At 54.6% G+C, this 19216-nt stretch carries 20 protein-coding genes; 17 read left to right on the forward strand and 3 right to left on the reverse strand.

All coding sequences use genetic code 11. The features are described from left to right. Positions 1-293 precede the first annotated feature (293 nt). Both HPY30_16995 and maf read right to left on the reverse strand, forming a co-directional pair. A complete protein-coding gene (locus HPY30_16995; GenBank protein ID QYZ68104.1) occupies positions 294-740 on the reverse strand; it encodes a PEP-CTERM sorting domain-containing protein in 447 nt (148 codons plus the stop codon). Between the two features lie 1464 nt (positions 741-2204). Then, on the reverse strand, positions 2205-2792 hold the full coding sequence (gene maf / locus HPY30_17000) for a septum formation inhibitor Maf (protein QYZ68105.1): 588 nt from the start codon (positions 2790-2792) through the stop codon (positions 2205-2207). Positions 2793-3105: 313 nt separating this feature from the next. On the opposite strand from maf, the gene HPY30_17005 reads away from it, so the two are divergent. The 17 genes from HPY30_17005 (at position 3106) to HPY30_17085 (ending at position 17805) form a co-directional block, all read left to right on the forward strand. Beyond that, the gene (locus tag HPY30_17005) at positions 3106-3363 is read left to right on the forward strand and encodes an OadG family protein (GenBank protein QYZ67531.1); all 258 of its coding nucleotides are present in this window, start codon (positions 3106-3108) and stop codon (positions 3361-3363) included. Positions 3364-3434: 71 nt separating this feature from the next. Beyond that, entirely contained in the window at positions 3435-5222 is a 1788-nt protein-coding gene (gene oadA / locus HPY30_17010) for a sodium-extruding oxaloacetate decarboxylase subunit alpha (protein QYZ67532.1), read from the forward strand. Next, positions 5222-6358 (forward strand): sodium ion-translocating decarboxylase subunit beta, encoded by a 1137-nt coding sequence (locus HPY30_17015; protein ID QYZ67533.1) that lies wholly within the window; start codon positions 5222-5224, stop codon positions 6356-6358. Before oadA ends, HPY30_17015 begins: the two co-directional genes overlap by 1 nt. Before the next feature lie 190 nt (positions 6359-6548). Continuing rightward, a complete protein-coding gene (locus tag HPY30_17020) occupies positions 6549-7079 on the forward strand; it encodes a hypothetical protein (GenBank protein ID QYZ67534.1) in 531 nt (176 codons plus the stop codon). Positions 7080-7107: 28 nt separating this feature from the next. Beyond that, positions 7108-7287: a 50S ribosomal protein L32 gene (rpmF, locus tag HPY30_17025; protein QYZ67535.1), complete on the forward strand. Its 180-nt coding sequence runs from the start codon at positions 7108-7110 to the stop codon at positions 7285-7287. Between the two features lie 163 nt (positions 7288-7450). Beyond that, positions 7451-8470 (forward strand): phosphate acyltransferase PlsX, encoded by a 1020-nt coding sequence (plsX, locus tag HPY30_17030; GenBank protein ID QYZ67536.1) that lies wholly within the window; start codon positions 7451-7453, stop codon positions 8468-8470. Continuing rightward, positions 8467-9435, forward strand: coding sequence for a ketoacyl-ACP synthase III (locus tag HPY30_17035; GenBank protein ID QYZ67537.1), 969 nt, complete (start codon positions 8467-8469; stop codon positions 9433-9435). The genes plsX and HPY30_17035 overlap by 4 nt, the downstream gene beginning before the upstream one ends. A 28-nt stretch (positions 9436-9463) precedes the next feature. After that, positions 9464-10405, forward strand: coding sequence for an ACP S-malonyltransferase (fabD, locus tag HPY30_17040; protein ID QYZ67538.1), 942 nt, complete (start codon positions 9464-9466; stop codon positions 10403-10405). After that, positions 10402-11145 (forward strand): 3-oxoacyl-ACP reductase FabG, encoded by a 744-nt coding sequence (fabG, locus tag HPY30_17045; GenBank protein QYZ67539.1) that lies wholly within the window; start codon positions 10402-10404, stop codon positions 11143-11145. Before fabD ends, fabG begins: the two co-directional genes overlap by 4 nt. A gap of 230 nt (positions 11146-11375) precedes the next feature. Beyond that, complete coding sequence (gene acpP / locus HPY30_17050; protein QYZ67540.1) at positions 11376-11609, forward strand: acyl carrier protein; 234 nt, start codon at positions 11376-11378, stop codon at positions 11607-11609. A 97-nt stretch (positions 11610-11706) separates the two neighbouring features. Beyond that, complete coding sequence (gene fabF / locus HPY30_17055) at positions 11707-12948, forward strand: beta-ketoacyl-ACP synthase II (protein ID QYZ67541.1); 1242 nt, start codon at positions 11707-11709, stop codon at positions 12946-12948. 81 nt (positions 12949-13029) lie between these two features. Then, positions 13030-13848 (forward strand): aminodeoxychorismate lyase, encoded by an 819-nt coding sequence (pabC, locus tag HPY30_17060; GenBank protein ID QYZ67542.1) that lies wholly within the window; start codon positions 13030-13032, stop codon positions 13846-13848. 73 nt (positions 13849-13921) lie between these two features. Beyond that, positions 13922-14920, forward strand: coding sequence for an endolytic transglycosylase MltG (mltG, locus tag HPY30_17065; GenBank protein QYZ67543.1), 999 nt, complete (start codon positions 13922-13924; stop codon positions 14918-14920). Next, positions 14917-15558 carry a dTMP kinase gene (locus HPY30_17070; GenBank protein QYZ67544.1) on the forward strand — a complete coding sequence of 214 codons (642 nt, stop codon included), beginning with the start codon at positions 14917-14919 and terminating at the stop codon, positions 15556-15558. Before mltG ends, HPY30_17070 begins: the two co-directional genes overlap by 4 nt. Further along, positions 15551-16558 carry a DNA polymerase III subunit delta' gene (locus HPY30_17075; protein ID QYZ68106.1) on the forward strand — a complete coding sequence of 336 codons (1008 nt, stop codon included), beginning with the start codon at positions 15551-15553 and terminating at the stop codon, positions 16556-16558. Before HPY30_17070 ends, HPY30_17075 begins: the two co-directional genes overlap by 8 nt. 19 nt (positions 16559-16577) lie before the next feature. Further along, the gene (locus tag HPY30_17080; GenBank protein ID QYZ67545.1) at positions 16578-16925 is read left to right on the forward strand and encodes a pilus assembly protein PilZ; all 348 of its coding nucleotides are present in this window, start codon (positions 16578-16580) and stop codon (positions 16923-16925) included. 100 nt (positions 16926-17025) lie between these two features. Beyond that, on the forward strand, positions 17026-17805 hold the full coding sequence (locus HPY30_17085) for a TatD family hydrolase (GenBank protein QYZ67546.1): 780 nt from the start codon (positions 17026-17028) through the stop codon (positions 17803-17805). Between the two features lie 6 nt (positions 17806-17811). Here HPY30_17085 and phoR read toward each other — a convergent pair whose 3' ends face one another. Continuing rightward, positions 17812-19143, reverse strand: a complete 1332-nt coding sequence (gene phoR / locus HPY30_17090; protein ID QYZ67547.1) for a phosphate regulon sensor histidine kinase PhoR — start codon at positions 19141-19143, stop codon at positions 17812-17814. Between the last annotated feature and the right edge of the window lie 73 nt (positions 19144-19216).

Raw genomic sequence — 19216 nt, forward strand, 5'->3', positions numbered from 1 at the left:
ATCTCATGACCCATCACGACTTTTTGTATCGGCGCAGGTGGCTGTGCAGACACCACCACTCAGAGCAGGTTGTTCAAAACATCATCATACACTTTTCAAAGTCCACCACTTATTCGGTGGACAAAATTGACGGTACAGCAAGGATGTGCATCCAGACGCCATAATGAACAGGCAGGACTTTTCCAGGTGTTTCGATCGCTATATAAACCTGTATTTTGAAAACAGAGAAGCAGGAGGGAGGCCTCAATCGGCCTCCTTCCTGCTGTGAGGGGAAAGACAGTCTATGCGCTGTATCAGGCAGGAATTGTACGCCTGCGCCGTGATACGGCCATGCCGAGAAGACCGCTGCCCAGCAATATCAACGTGCCCGGTTCAGGTGTCCGGATGGTAAAATCGGCTGCCATGACCTGGTCAAATGGCAGTGCCCAAGACCGATCAAACACTGCAATGTCGGGCCCGGGCGTAGTCAGATGCTGTTCGAACAAGGGCCCTAAGGTGATATTAATGTCACCGACACCCAAAGTATTCACTATGCCAGGCAGGTCCAGTCCCAGATGGGCAGAGAGGATCTCCAGATCGAACGTGGGGTCGATCCGCAGGGAAGTGGTATTGGTGAAGGTGTTGTCGAGGAAAAAAGTAGGCGTGACTGTGGTTTCCTTTGCCACTGGTGTATCGAACAGGACGCTGTCCCCCACTGCAACAGTCTTGGACTGCCCGTCACTGAGATCCAGCTGTACCATCAAAGTCGGATCGAAGGTAAAGCTCTGGACAACCTGGACGTTGGCGCCAACCAGGACGTCGAGCAGCTCGTAGCCGGCCGAAGCGCCGAAAATCCCAATCTCCGCGCCCAATGGCGGCAGACCAAGCAAGGTTGTCGCGATCAGATCAAGGTCTACATCCACGTCAAGGAGGGGGGCTGAGCCTATACCGGAGGAAACGAGGTCTCCACTGGCGTTGGTCCCTGCGGTCGAGGTGTCGAGGTCCGGAATCTGAGCCGTGGTGGTGATTGGTCCAACATCAAACGTGACGGCGGTGGTATTCGAGTCGATATCCACCAGATTGATCGTCTCGTCAATATCAATAGTCGGAAAATCCAGGGCGCCGCAGAATGCGACGCAAACTTCGAATCCCCCCTCCGCGTGTACGTCGAAGACGAAATCAAGGGTCAACGAGGCCTCGGGGAAGTTCGTGCTCATGGCGGTGGCGCCCTCGGCGAGCGAGGTGGAAAGAAGGAGCGGCGCCCCCGCGCTCAGATCCTGCGGGTCAGGCCACTCGAACGTGGTGCCCACCGGGTACGCCACGTTGACCGAGCCGGAGTCGGCGGCCAGGGCGAGATCAAAACCGATCTGGCCATCCGTGCTGCCGGAAATCTCAGCCCCGTAGTCCCCGAGATCGGCTGCGGGGATCGTCACCGCAGGTGTACAGATGCCCCACGCGCAAATTTCCGGAATCAGGGTGACTGACGGTGTCGTGACTTCAGCGATACCCCCGATCGAGCCGGATTCGTTCCATTGCGGACCAATGAAATGGTTTATATCCAGGATTCCCGCCGCACCCGGCGCCCACATGCTCTGGTCCGTTGTCTCAAACGCTACGTCACTTCCGTACATCGCCGCTTGAACCGGGGCCTGCCAGAAAGCAATCAGGCAACCACCCCAGAGTGCAACCAGAATACCCCTCATTCTTTGCATGCCCATTTTGATATCCTTTTAGTGTTCGTCCAGCGAAGAATCGCGATCGAGTTCTAAATCACTACAAATTTAATATTCCTGATCATCATATTGAGTTGCTGCGGATATAAGGCCACGACTTTTGCTGTCCATCAATAAAAATCGGCACAAATAACATGGAAAGTCAAGCATGCTTTATGCCTTAAAAGGTATCTCTTTGTTTTTACAGAATAATGTTTATTTCAGAAACCCTGAAATTGTAAAGGAATGTAAAATAATCCGACACATCGTAATGAATATAAATCCTATTATTAAGAATGTACTCCACCGGAATTATGACCTTTCTGTCGTTCTTTCTATATTCAGATCTCCACAGCGGGTTATTAACTTGCTGTAATAAAAGAAAATATCAAGGTTCCGCAGTTCAGGAAGAAGACGGGATCCGCAGTCCAGGGCAGGCCGGTTGCAACTGTAAAGTTTTTCGACAGTTTAAGGGCCGGTATTAAGTCAGAGAGATTAGTCTGCCGGTCAGAATCAGGCGTTACCCAGGATATCCCAGCCTTCGTTGGCCAGCATATCCACCAGGCGGATCAGCGGCAGTCCGATCAACGAATTGGGATCGTCGCCCTCCATCTTTTCAAACAGCGTGATACCCAAGCCCTCCGATTTGAATGAGCCTGCGCAGTTATAGGGCTGTTCACGCTGAAGATAGTGTTCGATGGCCTGCTGTTCCAGCTGACGGAAATAGACGTGAAAGGGTTCGCAGCAAACCTGAGTGTTACCGGTACGGCTGTTAAGCAGGCAGAGGCCGGTGGAGAATGTGACGCGCTTTCCGGCGGCCTTTGAGAGCTGCTCGACGGCACGTTCGTGGCTGCCGGGTTTACCGAGAATCTCTCCGTCAATTGTTGCCACCTGGTCGGAACCGATAATGAGGGCATTGGGCCAGGATTCTCTGACCGCATCGGCTTTGAGTCTGGCAAGGCGGGTGACCAGCGCCTCCGGGGTCTCTTCTGAAACAGGTGTCTCGTCGATCTCTGGAGAGGCTGTTTCAAAGGCGATGCCAAGGCGGTTGAGAAGCTCGCGTCTGAAAGGGGAGGTGGAGCCAAGGACGAGGGTTCGCATTGCTGTGGGCATATCAATTTCTATCAATTTCTATCAAGTTAAGTGTGTCTGGAGGTTGGACGCGCGGATAATAGCAAAAACCACAGTGAATAAGCGCATTTAAGCTGACTCTGTTGTATATTGGGTGGAGATTATGCTGTGTATTGTTCTATTGGTATTTTCAATACAAAGCATGAATAATCTTAATAGATGGCATATTTTTCTTTAATTAACAATAAGTAGCTCTTCTTTCTTAATGTGGATCGTGCTTGACTCGTGTCCACCAAGTGACGTAAAAAGGACGTTGCGTGCTACTGGGAAACAAGATTTGCCTATGCCAATGTCGGATTTACTGCTGGCTGGTTCCAAGCTTATGGCGCTGGGAATGGGGATAGTGTTCTCTTTTCTGGTCGTTCTGGTATTTGTCATGCTGGCCATGTCTCGTTTTGCCGTGGCGCTGCAGAAGCCGGAATTGGAGGAGCAGCCGGATGGGGGACTGCCTGTCTTACAGCAGGGTCATCCATCAGCAAGAGGGGATCTGGTTGCCGTCATAACAGCGGCCGTCACCCGTTACCGCGCGACACACAATTGATTATCCAGTAAAATCCGACTCCTATATAATTATTTTGACCTGATCTGTTAACAGATGGCGGCAGACTTTCCATGACTGAAAAAAAACCTCTAGGTATCACTGAGCTTGTTTTGCGTGACGCCCATCAGTCGCTGTTTGCGACGCGTATGCGCATCGAGGATATGTTGCCGATCGCCGAGAAGCTTGATCGGGTGGGATTCTGGTCCCTTGAGACCTGGGGCGGCGCAACCTTCGATGCCTGCATTCGCTTTTTGGGCGAAGATCCTTGGGAGCGGCTGCGCCAGTTGAAAAAGGCCATGCCGAAAACCCCTCAGCAGATGTTGCTGCGCGGGCAGAATATACTCGGTTATCGGCATTACGCGGATGATGTGGTCGAATCTTTTGTCGATCGTGCGGCGGAAAATGGCATCGACGTTTTCCGTATCTTCGATGCAATGAATGATTTGCGGAACCTGGAAACTGCGGTCAAAGCCACCTTGAAGACAGGCAAACATGCGCAGGGCACCATGTCCTATACCGTGAGTCCTGCGCACGACATGGACTATTGGTTGGCGATGGGTCGCCAGCTCGAAGAGATGGGTTGCGATTCCATCTGTATCAAGGATATGGCGGGTCTGCTCAGGCCTTATGTGGCCGAGGAGCTGGTTACCCGCCTGAAATCCTCCTGTTCGATTCCCATTGCCTTGCATAGTCATGCCACTACCGGTATGAGCACTGCGACTGCGGTCAAGGTTGCAGAAGCGGGTATCGACATGTTGGATACGTCGATCTCCTCCATGTGTATGACCTATGGCCATTCAGCGACTGAGTCGGTGGTGGCGATTCTGGATAACACTGCGCGCGATACCGGTCTCAATCTGCACCTGTTGGAAGAGATCGCGGCCTATTTTCGTGAAGTGCGAAAAAAGTATGCAAAGTTTGAGGGTTCCTTGAAAGGGGTTGATTCCAGAATCCTGGTGGCACAGGTGCCTGGCGGCATGCTGACCAATATGGAGAATCAACTGCGTGAGCAGGGTGCCTGTGACCGTTTCGACGAGGTACTGGAAGAGATACCCAAGGTACGCAAGGATCTTGGATATATTCCACTGGTGACGCCGACTTCGCAGATCGTCGGTACCCAAGCCGTTATCAATGTACTGCTGGGTGAACGCTATAAGAATATCGCTAAAGAGACGGCGGGTGTGTTGAAGGGTGAATATGGTGCAACTCCGGCACCGGTCGATAAGCTGCTTCAGGACAAAGTACTGGATGGTGGGGAGGCGATTACCTGTCGTCCGGCTGACTTGATCGAGCCGGAGATGGACAAGTTGGCGAATGAATTTGATCTCCTTGCCAAGGAGAAGCGCCTGCGGGTTGCGGATGCGGTAGTCGACGATGTGTTGATCTATGCGCTCTTTCCCCAGGTTGGACTTAAGTTTCTTGAGAATCGGGATAATCCCGATGCGTTCGAACCGGTGCCTGGGCAGGAGCCGGAAGCGCCGGTCGCTGCAGCGCCAGTTTCTAACGATGAGCCTGGTTTCTACCAGGTTGAAGTCAATGGTGTGGCCTACGACGTGAAGGTGACTGCCGGAGGCGAGGTGAGTGGCATTCAGCCCACCCCTGCCGCCAGTGCGGTCAGCGCGGCACCGGCACCGGCAGCTGCTGGTGGAGGATTGGTCTCCTCTCCATTGGCGGGGAATATATTTAAAATAAAGGTCGCCAAGGGCCAGTCGGTTGCCGCTGGTGAAGTGGTGATGATCCTCGAAGCCATGAAGATGGAGACCGAGGTACGGACGACGATAGCCGGTGTGGTTGCGGATGTCCTGGTCAAAGAGGGTGATACCGTCCAGGTCGATGATGCTCTTTTGAGTCTCGCCTGATGGAGATCGGACTGGAACCCTTATGGCTGTCCACCGGCCTGGCTAACCTCACTTGGGGGCAGATGCTGATGATGTTCATTGGCGGCCTTCTGATCTATCTTGCCATCGTCAGGAAGTTTGAGCCGCTGCTGCTGCTGCCTATCGGTTTTGGGGCTATCCTGAGCAATATCCCGGTGGCCGGTATTGGTGGTGACACTGGGCTGCTCGGTTACATCTATCAAGTCGGGATAGAGACCGGCGTATTTCCCCTGTTGATATTCATGGGTGTTGGGGCATTGACCGATTTCGGTGCGCTGATAGCCATGCCCTGGACATTGCTGTTGGGGGCCGCTGCCCAGTTCGGTATCTTCGTGACCCTGATGGGTGCGCTGGCGCTGAATATGGTGCCGGGTTTCGATTTTACCCTGTCGGATGCCTCGGCCATTGCCATCATCGGTGGCGCCGACGGACCGACGGCAATCTTCCTTGCATCCCGCCTTGCGCCGGATCTGCTCGGGGCGATTGCTGTGGCCGCCTACTCCTATATGGCGCTGGTACCCATTATTCAGCCGCCGATCATGCGTTGGCTGACCAACGAGGAGGAGCGGGGCGTCGTCATGCAGCAGTTGCGCCACGTCAGCAAGCTGGAGAAGGTGCTCTTCCCCTTTGCGGTATTGCTGCTCTGCATCCTCTTTCTGCCTTCTGCTGCGCCGCTGATCGGTATGCTGACGTTTGGCAACCTGCTGCGGGAGAGCGGTGTGGTGGAGCGCCTGAGTCACGCAGCGCAAAATGAGATCATCAACATCGTCACGATCTTTCTGGGTCTGGCGGTAGGTTCCAAGCTCTCTGCAGATAAATTTCTTACCGTTGAGACACTGGGTATCCTTGGTCTGGGCGCCTTTGCCTTCTGTATCGGCACCACGGCTGGCGTTTTAATGGGCAAGGTGATGCACCGTGTTACCGGCGGCAAGATCAACCCCCTGATCGGTGCTGCCGGTGTCTCCGCCGTGCCTATGGCCGCCAGGGTGGTGAACAAGGTCGGGTTGGAAACCAATCACCACAATTTCCTCCTGATGCATGCCATGGGGCCGAACGTCGCGGGAGTTATCGGTTCTGCAGTTGCTGCCGGAGTGTTATTGGCTATCGTGGGTGGCTGACACTAAGTGCGCCCTTCGCCGCGAGGCACGGGCCCCTGCTGGCATTGTGTCCTTCGCATCTTCAGAAATCAGGGTAGGTCGGTTCAGGCGCAGCGGAACCGGCAATCCCATCTGCATCGCATTTTCTAACTTAGTGAACCGGTTGGTCATTTTGACACGCCGTCCCTTTCCGTAATATCATTGTCCGCTTATGTCGCAGCACTTGCCCGATCAGTTTGATCCTTGGCGCTTTGCTGATCTGGGCAATCAAATCAGCGGTCGATTTCCGTTGGCGGATTTGCCAAGATTACGGGCTTGCCTGATGGATGCCGAAGGCGAAGTCGCCTTTGACTTGGTGTTTCAGCGTGATGAGCGCCGACGCGCCTGTGTGCAGGGTGACTTGCGGGCTTCATTGAAGCTGGAGTGTCAGCGCTGTCTCGGCCCGATGGTATTGCCGGTGGATGCGGAGATCTCTCTGGCGTTTGTCGAAGGCCAGGATGAGGCTGAAGCGTTGCCGGAGCAGTTGGACCCTCATCTTGTGGAAGATGGGCGGGTAAAACTCAGGGACTTGGTGGAAGACGACCTGTTACTGGCGTTGCCCCAAGTTGCCAGGCATTCGGAAGGGGACTGCACAATGCAGTCTGCGGATGAGCCTTCCCTGGATCCGGAATCGGAGAGCGGGAAGGCAGAGCGGGAGAACCCGTTTGCAATGCTTGCAGAATTGAAGCGCGACCACGATTAATTGTTAGACTGAACTTAGGAGCTCAGCCATGGCTGTTCAAAAGAGCAAAAAAACCCCTTCCAGGCGTGGCATGCGTCGTTCTCACGATGCCCTGTCTGCGGAGACTCTCTCCATCGATTCCACCTCCGGTGAAACCCACCTGCGCCATCATATGAGCGCCGATGGTTTCTACCGTGGCCGTAAAGTGATCGATACCAAAGGCGAATAAGGCACCTCTGTGATCTGTTCCCTCGGAATCTGTCGGATTTAGACTGCGCTCCCGGCAACGCAGCAGATCAATTCCAAATCCGACAGACTCCTGGTTAAACCTGGAGTCCCGGCAGATCCTCTGATCTGGCCGGGTTCTTTATTTTCTGGGCTTATCAAATCTGATGACTAAAGCTGTCACAATCTCTCTGGACGCGATGGGTGGCGACGACGGCATTGATGTCGTTATCCCTGCCGCTCTGGACTACCTGAAACATGATAAAGAGACCTCCCTTATCCTGGTAGGGCAGGAGGCGCTGCTCAAGGAGAGGATCGGCAGTCATGGATTTGGTGATCGTCTGAAGATTCATCACGCTTCCCAGGAAGTCGCGATGGATGAGCTGCCATCCAAGGCGCTGCGGGGGAAAAAGGACTCCTCCATGCGCGTCGCCATAAATCTGGTGAAGGAGGGCGTTGCCGATGCCTGTGTCAGTGCCGGCAATACCGGTGCGTTGATGGCGACTTCCCGTTTTGTACTGAAGATGTTGCCGAATATAGATCGTCCTGCGATCATCTCGGCGCTGCCTTGTATCGAAGGCCAGACCTACATGCTCGATCTGGGTGCAAATGTGGATTGTACTGCCGACCATCTTTTTCAGTTTGCGGTGATGGGCAGCGAGTTGGTCTCGGCGGTGGCGGATATTCCCAATCCCCGTATCGGCCTGCTCAACATCGGACAGGAAGAGATCAAGGGTAATGAGCAGGTAAAGAGTGCCCATGAACTGCTGGCGGCAAGCTCGCTGAATTTTGTGGGTTATGTGGAAGGGGATGATGTCTACAAAGGCGGTGCGGATGTTGTCGTCTCCGATGGTTTTGTCGGCAATGTTGCACTCAAGAGCAGTGAAGGCGTGGCCAAGATGATCAGCCACTTCATGAAGGAGGGCTTCAGCAGGAACTGGCTGACCAAGCTTGCCGGATTGATTGCCTTGCCGGTGCTCCGGTCGCTTCGCCGCCGCATCGACCCACGCCGTTATAATGGCGCCAGTCTGCTGGGCCTGCGGGGCATTGTCATCAAAAGCCATGGTGGCGCGGATGAGTTGGCGTTTGCCAATGCGATCAGTAGAGCGCGCAAAGAGGCGCTCACCGATGTTCCATCCCGCATCAAGACCCAGGTCGAAGCGCATTTGAGAGGGGAAAGCGAGTGATCTACTCCCGTATAACCGGTACCGGCAGTTATCTTCCTGAAAAGGCCCTGACGAATCAGGATCTGGAAAAGATAGTGGATACCACTGATCAGTGGATAGTGGATCGAACCGGTATCAAGAAGCGCCATATCGCCGCTGACGATGAGTACACCTGTGACTTGGCTGAAAAGGCCGCCCGGAATGCCATGGAGATGGCTGGGGTCGAGCCTAAAGATATCGATCTGATCGTGGTGGCCACCACTACGCCGGATCAGATTTTCCCCAGCACCGCCTGCCTGTTGCAGGCCCGGCTCGGTATCCACGGACCTGCGGCTTTCGACGTTCAGGCCGTTTGTACCGGGTTTGTCTACGCGGTTGGAGTGGCGGATAAGTTCATCAAAACCGGCAGTGCCAAATGCGCCCTGGTAATCGGTGCCGAGACTCTCTCCCGAATTGTCGATTGGAACGATCGCAATACCTGTGTTCTGTTCGGCGACGGCGCGGGTGCGGTTGTGCTTGAGGCGAGTGAAAAACAGGGCATCATCTCCACACATCTGCATGCCGATGGCGCCTTCGAAGGGCTTTTGCGTGTACCCAGCGGTGTCTCCCGCAACTATGGAGCGCTGCAAGAGGGTGTCGCCTATATGGAGATGCGGGGCAACGAGGTCTTCAAGATGGCGGTCACCACGCTGGGCCGTATCGTCGATGAAACCCTCAAGGCCAACGATATGGATAGATCGGATGTGGACTGGCTGATCCCGCATCAGGCAAATATTCGCATTATCAACGCTACTGCCAAGAAGCTGCGTACCTCCATGGATCATGTGGTCGTTACCGTGCATGAACATGGCAATACATCGGCGGCTTCGGTGCCACTGGCGCTGGATACCGCAGTTCGAGATGGACGCATCAAGCGTGGCGAAACGCTTTTGATGGAAGCCTTTGGTGGTGGATTCACCTGGGGCTCCGTCCTCGCCAAATTCTGATCCATAGATTTTTTTGATTATCTAAATTATGAGTGACACTGCATTTAGTATTGTATTTCCCGGTCAGGGTTCCCAATCTGTGGGTATGCTGAAAGCATTGGCCGACGATTTTTCTTTGGTGGGCGATACTTTTATAGAAGCCTCTGACGCCTTGGACTTTGATCTCTGGAAGCTTGTGCTGGAAGGTCCGAAAGAGACACTGAACCAGACCCAGAATACTCAGCCTGCGATGCTTGCGGCCGGTGTCGCCGTGTGGCGCGTCTGGCAGGCACAGGGAGGTGCGGCTCCGTCAATCATGGCCGGTCACAGCCTGGGTGAATACTCTGCACTGGTCTGCGCCGGTGCGATGGATTTTTTCGATGCGGTCTCACTGGTGGCCAAGCGCGGTATGTTCATGCAGGAGGCGGTGCCGGAAGGTACCGGCGCCATGGCTGCGATCCTGGGACTTGATGATGACAAGGTGCGGGGCGTCTGTGCCGCCGCTGCAGAGTCACAAGTGGTGGAGGCCGTTAACTTCAACTCTCCGGGGCAGGTGGTGATCGCTGGTAGCAAGGCTGCGGTGGAGCGCGCCTGTGGACTTGCGAAAGAGGCGGGCGCCAAGCGCGCGTTGCCCCTTCCGGTCAGTGTGCCCTCCCACTGCGCATTGATGAAGCCCGCAGCCGAAAGACTTGCTGAACAGCTGCAGGATATTGCGATTGAGATGCCCTCGATCCCCGTATTACACAATGTTGACGTGGCGGTTGCGGCTGATGCCGGGGCCATCAGAGCCCGGCTTGCGGAACAGCTACATAATCCGGTGCGCTGGGAGGAGACGATCCAGAGCATATCGGAGAGAGGCATCGATAAGATCGTCGAGTCTGGACCGGGTAAGGTACTGACTGGCTTGAACAAACGCATCGACCGCAAGCTGACCGGGTTTGCCGTCCTCGATAGCGATACCATGAATGCTGCTCTGGAGGCGCTGAAATGATGCTAGAAAATGAAATTGCACTGGTGACCGGCGCCAGCCGGGGCATTGGTGCGGCTATCGCAGATACGCTGGCAAAGGCGGGCGTTACCATTGTCGGTACTGCTACCTCACAGGGTGGCGCGGATGCCATCTCAGCGCGTTTTGCAGAAGCGGGTTTCAAAGGGCAGGGGATGGTGCTGAATGTGACCGACCAGGCATCGGTAGATGGGGTGGTCAAGGCGATCAATGATCAGTTCGGCGTACCCACTATTCTGGTCAATAATGCCGGTATTACCCGCGACAATCTGTTGATGCGCATGAAGGAAGATGAGTGGGAAAGCATTATCGATACCAACCTGACCTCTATCTTCCGCCTCAGCAAGGCGTTGCTGCGCGGCATGATGAAGGCGCGTAAAGGCCGGGTTATCAATATCTCTTCCGTTGTCGGAGCCATGGGTAATCCCGGGCAGACCAACTACGCGGCGGCCAAGGCCGGAATCTTTGGTTTTACCCGTTCCATGGCGCGGGAGGTGGGATCCCGGAATATTACGGTCAATGCGATTGCCCCCGGCTTTATCGAAACTGACATGACCAATGAATTGCCGGAAGAGCAACGCAAGATGCTCATCAATGGTATCCCACTGCAGAAACTTGGACAGCCGGAGGATATTGCCAATGCGGTGCTGTTCCTTGCTTCGGAGAGTGGCGGCTATATTACCGGCGAGACGATTCACGTCAATGGCGGCATGTATATGGGGTAACTATTCAGCTACAAGCCCATATTGCCAGTGCTGAGTAGCGACTTTCTTTTTGTCAATAGCAACACTCTTTCGAGAAAAGTCACTTATGCCTTTGATAAATAATAGGAATTACTGATATTTCTTGTGTGATATACTACGGCGGTTTACGCTTTTCTCATGCAAGGTTTATTAATACAATATCGCATCCGCCGCATTCGTGGCCGAAGCTTAATCCAGAGGAAATTGAGAACATGACTGATGTTGTAGAAAGAGTTCGTAAAATTGTCGTGGAACAACTGGGTGTCAAAGAGGACGAAGTGACTACCGAAGCTTCCTTCGTCGATGATCTCGGTGCCGACTCTCTCGACACTGTTGAACTGGTGATGGCACTCGAGGAGGAATTCGAAACCGAAATTCCTGATGAGGAGGCTGAAAAGATCACCACTGTTCAGTTGGCTGTTGACTACATCAACTCGCACAGCTGATAGCTATCGGCTAATTGTTCTGGCCGCGCTGTTCCCAGTCACTGGGACGCGGCCTTTTGCTTTTTGCAAGCCTAACCAGATCAGGGGGTAGTCTTACATGACTGCAAGAAGGGTTGTCGTTACCGGGCTCGGAATGGTCGCGCCTGTTGGATTGGACGTGCCGTCATCATGGGAGAGTATCCTGGCCGGCAAGAGTGGTATCCAACCGATCACTCATTTCGATATCGAGCCCTTCACTACCCGTTTCGGCGGACCGATCTACGGGTTCGAGATAACTGACTATGTCCCGAAAAAAGACGCCAAGAAGATGGACAAGTTCATCCACTACGGTGTCGCTGCGGGATGTCAGGCAATCGAGGATTCCGGGTTAGAAGTGACTGATGAGAATGCCGATCGAATCGGTGTGCTGATCGGTTCCGGTATTGGCGGCATTACGGGCATCGAAAATAGCTACCAAGCTTATAAAGATGGCGGTCCCCGTAAGATCTCGCCATTTTTTGTCCCGGCCAATATCATCAATATGGTCTCCGGGAACCTCTCAATCAAATATGGATTGAAAGGGCCCAACTATTCGATCGTCTCTGCCTGCAGCAGTGGTGCTCACAGCATCGGTGAGGCTGCGATGATGATTCGTCATGGCCGCACCGATGTCATGGTCGCTGGTGGGGCGGAGATGGCGACGTCGCCGGTCGGCCTCGGTGGATTTGCCGCCGCCAGAGCGCTGTCGCGCCGCAATGACGATCCGCAGGGTGCCAGCCGTCCATGGGATCGTGATCGTGATGGTTTCGTGCTCAGCGACGGGGCCGGTGTGATGGTCCTCGAAGAGTACGAACATGCCAAGGCCCGTGGGGCGAAGATCTATGCCGAGCTGGCCGGCGTGGGCATGAACTCCGATGCGTTCCATATGACTTCGCCCTCGAAGGACGGTTCCGGTGCTGCCGGCTGTATGAAGCTGGCGCTGAAAGATGCCGGTGTCAATCTGGAAGAGGTGGATTACATCAACGCCCATGGCACCTCCACCCCGGCAGGTGACGTGGCCGAGACCAAAGCGGTCAAACTGGCCTTTGGGGATCACGCCTACAAGCTCTGCGTCAGCTCGACGAAATCGATGACTGGCCACATGCTGGGTGCAGCAGGGGGTGCCGAAGCGGTCTTTACCGTTCTCGCTCTGCGCGATCAGGTGGCCCCGCCCACGATCAACCTGGAGAATCAGGACCCTGAGTGTGATCTGGATTTTGTGCCCAATGCTACGCGTGAGATGAAGCTGGATGTGGTTATCTCCAACTCTTTCGGCTTTGGTGGTACCAACGGTACACTCGCGTTCCGCAAGGTTGACTGATTCGATACATCTGTACTACGCAGTTCCCCGTCCGGGGGGCTGCGTACATCTCGTTTCCTGCCCATTTTCGGGCAGAAGCCTTTGTTGATCGACGGACAACCCGCAGACCGGATTCCGGTATCAGATCGTGGCCTGCAGTATGGTGATGGGCTGTTTGAAACCATTGCTGTGACGGATGGAGAGCCTCGTCTCTGGGAAGCGCACATGGAACGTCTTACCCAAGGTGAAGCTCGTCTTGGTTTTCCCCTTCAGGATAAGTCGCTGCTGTTGGCAGAGACGAGGGAGTTGCTCTCCGACACCCAGCGTGGTGTGTTGAAGTTGCTTCTTACCCGTGGCAGTGGTGGCCGTGGTTATCGCGCCCCTCATGATGTAACCCCCCGCCGCATGCTGACGCTGCACCCCTGGCCCGACTATCCGGACTCTTGGTTTACGGCAGGCATCAGGCTGCGTGTCTGTGAAACACGAATTGGACGAAGTCGCGCCCTGGCCGGGCTAAAACACCTCAATCGTCTGGAGCAGGTATTGGCCCGGAATGAGTGGGATGATCCGGAGATTGCAGAGGGTGTGATGCTCGATGAGAACGACTTGGTAGTCGAGGGCACTCAATCGAATCTTTTTATGTTGTCTGAAGGGTGTCTGTTGACACCGGACCTCACCGATTGCGGGGTTGCCGGCGTGATGCGGCGGTTGGTGCTTGAGCTGGCTAATCAGCTGGGAATCGAAACCGTAATCAAAAAACTGACGCTTCAGGAGTGCAAGGCGGGGGACGCCCTGTTCATCACCAATTCGATTATGGGGATCTGTCCTGTCTCTGATCTGGAAGAGAGGCGCTTCGCAGTGGAATCGATTCCTGAAAGGCTGGTATTGAGCGTTCAAAAACAGGCATTCGGCAAGGCTTGAGTCCCGCCTTCTCTGTTTCTTGATGGTAACTAGCTAATGATTCATGGCTTTGGTTTCGAGTAGAATCCCCGTCATGTTGCAGAAACTATTCGGCATTCTGATCTTCGTCCTCAGTATCCTGTGCGCCTGGGGCTGGATGGAGTATGTGGATTTCATGGAGAAACCGCTCCACCTACCGGCCGAGGGTGTGCGTTATAACCTTGAGCCCGGCACTACCATGCGTCGGTTGTCGGCGGAACTGGCGCAACAGGGTCTCCTTGAGCGACCACTGTTTCTGCGCCTGCTTGCCCGCTGGAGCCACCAGGCAGATCAGTTGAAAGTGGGGGAGTACCACATTCCTGAAGGCACAAGACCCGAAGGGGTACTCAGGATTCTCACTTCAGGCAAGGTGGTTCAGTACGCGTTGACCGTGGTGGAGGGATGGACCTTCAAGCAGATGATGGCGGCACTGAATCGTCATGAAGCGATCAAACAGACCCTGACGGAACTGCCGGATGGTGAGATCATGCGTCGCATCGGCCATCCTGAGCAACATCCGGAAGGGCGCTTCTACCCCGATACCTACCATTTTCCCAGGGGTACCACCGATGTGGCCTTCCTTAAACGGGCCTACCGGCAGATGGAGAAGGTGCTGGCGCGTGAGTGGGAGGGTAAAGAGAGTGGATTGCCCCTGAAATCCCCCTATGAGAGCCTGATACTCGCCTCTATTGTCGAGCGTGAAACCGGTCTGCCGTCAGAGCGTCCTCTCATTGCAGGCGTGTTTGTCAGGCGCCTGCAAAAAGGCATGCGTCTGCAGACCGATCCGACAGTTATCTACGGGATGGGTGACGCCTATGACGGTAATATCCGCCGCCGTGATCTGAAAGCGGACACGCCCTACAATACCTATGTACATGCCGGACTGACTCCGACCCCGATTGCCATGCCCAGTGGCGAAGCGATTCATGCCGCGCTGCATCCGACGGAGGGAAAATCGCTCTATTTTGTCGCCACAGGTGATGGTGGTCACTACTTTTCCGCCACGTTGGAAGAGCACAACAAGGCGGTACGGAAGTATCAGTTGAAACGATGAACCGGAGCAGTGGCAGATTTATCACCGTGGAAGGCGGTGAAGGTGCAGGTAAGAGCAGCAACCTCTCTTTCATTCAGGGAGTGTTGGAGGCGGCGGGTAAAACCGTGCTGTTTACCCGTGAACCTGGCGGCACGCCGTTGGGGGAGGAGATTCGGGAACTGCTGCTGGGCCACCAACACACCGGCATGGCGAACGATACCGAGCTGTTGCTGATGTTTGCTGCCAGAGCGGAACATATCCATCAGAAGATTCTCCCGGCGTTGTCTGAAGGGGCTTGGGTCTTGTGTGATCGTTTTACCGATGCCTCTTATGCCTATCAGGGCGCTGGCCGCGGTTTGGGGCGGGAGCGCATTGCGGCACTTGAGGCGTTCGTGCAGGGGGATCTGCGACCGGATCTGACGCTTCTGCTCGACCTGCCGGTAGAGATTGGATTGGCCAGAGCGGGCGCGCGTTCGGAACCCGATCGCTTCGAGCGCGAGCAGAACCGTTTTTTTGAAGCGGTGAGGCAGGGTTATCTGGAGATAGCGACGCGTGAACCGGAGCGGGTCAGGGTCATCGATGCCGCTCAGAGTCTTGACGATGTGCAGTCTCAGATTGAACGAGTCATTGCAGATTTTCTGGAGGCAGATGATGGCTGAAACGCTCTTCAACCACCTCCCCTGGCAGCAGAGTCAGTGGGAACAGTTACAGAGCGCCCGTACTCAGCAGCGCCTCCCGCACGCCCTTCTGTTTGCCGGCGCCAAAGGTGTGGGTAAATCCAATTTTGCCTTGGCCTTTGCGTTATCACTGCTCTGTGAAACACCGAATGAACAGGGTGAACCCTGTGGTGTATGCAGGCACTGCCACTTGGTGCAGACCGGCAGTCATCCCGATTTTCAGCGGATCGAACCGGAGCAGGAGAGTAAAAGCGGTGAGATCAAGGTCGATGCTATCCGTGCGCTGACAGCCAGTGCAGGTCTGACGGCCCAGTCTGGTGGCCATAAGGTTATTTTTATTCGTCCTGCAGACAGGATGAATAGCGCGGCAGCCAACAGTCTGCTAAAAACGCTGGAGGAGCCGACCACCGCTACGGTGCTGCTACTGTTGACCGACAGTCCTTCCCGATTGTTACCGACCATTCGCAGCCGTTGTCAGCAGATCCTCTTCGCGCAACCCGATACAAAAGATGCCATCGAGTGGTTGAGCCCGCGGGTCGCTCATGGCGATCCGGAAATTTTGCTCTCTCTGGCAGGTGGTGCTCCCTTACAGGCGCTGCTGTTGGATGATACGGAATTATTGTCAAAACGGCAGGATATGCTGGGGGATTTCCTGGCTTTGGGGCAGGCAAAAAACGATCCGGTAAAGTTGGCCGAGCGCTGGGCGAAGTCTGATATCCCACTGCTTATGGACTGGCTTTCCGGCTGGGTGATCGATATCTTGAGGCTGCAGACGGGTGGCGAACCTCCATCGCTTTTCAATCGGGATAGTGTTCAGCCTTTGCAGGGCATTGCCGAGCGGCTAAACTCTAGTTTATTGCAGCGGTTTTTGAGGCAGGTCTACGAGGCACGGAACCTTGGTGAGACGAACCTCAATCCCCAGCTTGTGCTGGAGAGACTGCTGATTCAATGGGCTAGCTGCCTGCGACAAGCAGGCCACTGAGACAACGACAGGTTAAGTTATGGCTGGTGGACCCAGACAAGGCATCCTCTCTCTGACGATCAAGGATAAAAACGCCCTCTATGCCGCTTACATGCAGTTTGTGAAGAATGGTGGTTTATTCATTCCCACTACAAAGAAGTACAGGTTGGGTGATGAGGTTTTTATGTTGCTGACTCTTATGGAAGAGGCGGAGCGCATACCCGTGGCCGGAAAGATCATCTGGGTGACCCCGGTTGGTGCCGAGGGAAACCGGGCTGCCGGTATCGGCGTCCAGTTCAGCGATCAGGATGGGGGTGCCGCCCGCAACAAGATAGAGACCTACCTTGCCGGTGCGCTCAAGTCTGATCGCCCCACACATACGCTTTGATCTCTTTTCGTAGGAGTGGCGCCCCCGCCGCGATTTCCCCGCCTACAGAGTAACCGCGGCGAGGCGCCGCTCCCACATTTATTTTTAAGGACAATAACGCATGCTTGTGGATTCCCACTGTCATCTGGATCGCGTCGATCTGGAGGCCTACGACAACGATTTCAAACGACTGGTGCAGACAACCCTGGATAGTGGGGTTGAGCATATGCTCTGCGTCTCCATCGATCTGGAATCCTGGCCGGATATGGTCTCGCTGGTTGAGCCCTATCCTGAAATATCCCTCTCGGTCGGAGTGCATCCGAATGACAAGGACCGGCATGAGCCGACGGTGGATGAGTTGGTGAGACTGGCACAAACTTCCCGGGTAGTGGCCATCGGAGAGACAGGGCTGGACTACTTTCGAAGCGAAGGGGATCTGACGTGGCAGCAGACCCGTTTTCGTAACCACATCCAGGCTTCCAAGGCGTGTGGCAAGCCGCTCATTATCCATACCCGTGCGGCAAAGGCGGATACCATTCGGATCATGCAGGAGGAGGGTGCCGATCAGGCGGGCGGCGTGATGCACTGTTTTACAGAAGACCTGGAGATGGCCGAACAGGCCCTGGAGATGGGTTTTTACATCTCCTTCTCCGGCATTATCACCTTCAGGAATGCAACGGATCTTCGGGATGTCGCCTCGAAGGTGCCACTGGATCGCCTGTTGGTCGAGACCGATTCTCCCTACCTTGCACCTGTACCTCACCGGGGCAAGTCGAACCAGCCGCTCTATGTTGCCAGGGTCGCGGAATGCATGGCGGAACTACGGGGTATTTCGGTGGACGCCCTGGCAGATCAGACGACGGAAAATTTCTACCGATGTTTTCCTGAAGCTGTCAGGTAACGGGTGTTATTTCTTTTGTTTTGCCGGATTGAGCTGACTTGCATCCAGGGTCATGTCATCAGGAAAACAGCAGCTGAAACAGCTGCCGAAACCCTCTTTACTGATGATGCTGAGGTTGCCTTCGTGTCGATTAATACTATGTTTCACGATGGCCAACCCGAGACCGGTTCCCCCTGATTGACGGGAACGTGCTTTGTCCACCCGGTAGAAACGTTCAGTCAGGCGTGGAATGTGCCGTTGTGGAATACCGGAGCCTGTGTCTGTAACGGTAAAGCAGGCATTATTATCGGCATCCCGTTTCCAGCTGATGGTGATTTTTGTTTTTGGTGGTGTATGCACGATGGCATTGAATACGAGGTTTGATAAGGCGCTCTGCAGTTCGTTTTCGGTGCCCACGAGCCAGAGATTCTCATCCACTTCGAACTCCAGTTGATAACCTCCCTTCTGATTCGCAAGCGCTTTGGCCTGTTCAATAATCGTGGTTAACAGCTCCGGAACAGGAACAGGAGCCTGCTGGGTAATTCTGTTTTCCATCTCTAGCCTGGAGAGTGTCAGCAGGTCGCTGATGATGATGTTCATCCGCGCTGCCTGTAGGTTCATCAGCTCGAAAGGGCGTTCCTGAAACGGCAGTAGTTCATGGTCACTGAGGTTTTCAAGAAAGCCGGTGATTACCGTCAAGGGTGTGCGCAATTCATGGGAGACATTGGAAACGAAATCCCGCCGTATCAAATTGAGATGGAACACCTTGGTGATATCCCGGGCCACGATCAGTCGCTGGCGTTTTTTTCCTCCGAAAGGTGTGAAGCGCATCGAGAGCACCACCGTCTTGTTGGTGGGAGAGGGAAACTCCAGCGGCTGACTGTAATCCGCGTTTGCGAGGTATTCGTCCAGGTCGGGGTAGTGGACGAGTTCTGTCAGTGCCGCCCCTACATCTCTTGGCCAGCTGATACCCAGGAGATGGCGTGCGGCGGGATTGGCCCATTCAACCTCTTCAGCAGCATTGAGCAGAACCAGTGCATCCGGTATGACGGATGAGACCTCTCGAAAGCGTGATGTGAAGCGATGGAGCGTGCGTTTGCGTTTCCGGCTGCGGGTATGCAACCGCTCCAATTCGTCGTAGATCGGCTCCCAAAAACCTATCGGTGTGAGAGAAGGTGTACGTTTTCGGGTGACGACGTAGTGGAACAGAAACAGCAGTTGATAGAGGTTTCTCAGCAGATAGAGAGCGGCGCCAACGACTAGAGCAGGTGTCAGGGCGTTGAAAATGTAGCCGATGATGCCGCTGAAAAACAGTAATAACCCCAGCAGGCGGATTTCGTAGAGGATTGGCTGAATCAAGTGCTTACCGGGAGGAGGTTGTGTTCTATCAATGTGATAATTACGCGATTATCTCGTTGATAGAACACTAGGG

The sequence above is a fragment of the Gammaproteobacteria bacterium (ex Lamellibrachia satsuma) genome (genome assembly GCA_019623805.1).
Classification (GTDB): domain Bacteria; phylum Pseudomonadota; class Gammaproteobacteria; order Chromatiales; family Chromatiaceae; genus QGON01.

Coding starts and splice junctions, on each gene's coding strand:
- HPY30_16995 (QYZ68104.1), bottom strand. CDS start 740: ATGGTACAGCTGGATCTCAGTGACGGGCAGTCCAAGACTGTTGCAGTG.
- maf (QYZ68105.1), bottom strand. CDS start 2,792: ATGCGAACCCTCGTCCTTGGCTCCACCTCCCCTTTCAGACGCGAGCTT.
- HPY30_17005 (QYZ67531.1), top strand. CDS start 3,106: ATGCCAATGTCGGATTTACTGCTGGCTGGTTCCAAGCTTATGGCGCTG.
- oadA (QYZ67532.1), top strand. CDS start 3,435: ATGACTGAAAAAAAACCTCTAGGTATCACTGAGCTTGTTTTGCGTGAC.
- HPY30_17015 (QYZ67533.1), top strand. CDS start 5,222: ATGGAGATCGGACTGGAACCCTTATGGCTGTCCACCGGCCTGGCTAAC.
- HPY30_17020 (QYZ67534.1), top strand. CDS start 6,549: ATGTCGCAGCACTTGCCCGATCAGTTTGATCCTTGGCGCTTTGCTGAT.
- rpmF (QYZ67535.1), top strand. CDS start 7,108: ATGGCTGTTCAAAAGAGCAAAAAAACCCCTTCCAGGCGTGGCATGCGT.
- plsX (QYZ67536.1), top strand. CDS start 7,451: ATGACTAAAGCTGTCACAATCTCTCTGGACGCGATGGGTGGCGACGAC.
- fabD (QYZ67538.1), top strand. CDS start 9,464: ATGAGTGACACTGCATTTAGTATTGTATTTCCCGGTCAGGGTTCCCAA.
- fabG (QYZ67539.1), top strand. CDS start 10,402: ATGATGCTAGAAAATGAAATTGCACTGGTGACCGGCGCCAGCCGGGGC.
- acpP (QYZ67540.1), top strand. CDS start 11,376: ATGACTGATGTTGTAGAAAGAGTTCGTAAAATTGTCGTGGAACAACTG.
- fabF (QYZ67541.1), top strand. CDS start 11,707: ATGACTGCAAGAAGGGTTGTCGTTACCGGGCTCGGAATGGTCGCGCCT.
- mltG (QYZ67543.1), top strand. CDS start 13,922: ATGTTGCAGAAACTATTCGGCATTCTGATCTTCGTCCTCAGTATCCTG.
- HPY30_17070 (QYZ67544.1), top strand. CDS start 14,917: ATGAACCGGAGCAGTGGCAGATTTATCACCGTGGAAGGCGGTGAAGGT.
- HPY30_17075 (QYZ68106.1), top strand. CDS start 15,551: ATGGCTGAAACGCTCTTCAACCACCTCCCCTGGCAGCAGAGTCAGTGG.
- HPY30_17080 (QYZ67545.1), top strand. CDS start 16,578: ATGGCTGGTGGACCCAGACAAGGCATCCTCTCTCTGACGATCAAGGAT.
- HPY30_17085 (QYZ67546.1), top strand. CDS start 17,026: ATGCTTGTGGATTCCCACTGTCATCTGGATCGCGTCGATCTGGAGGCC.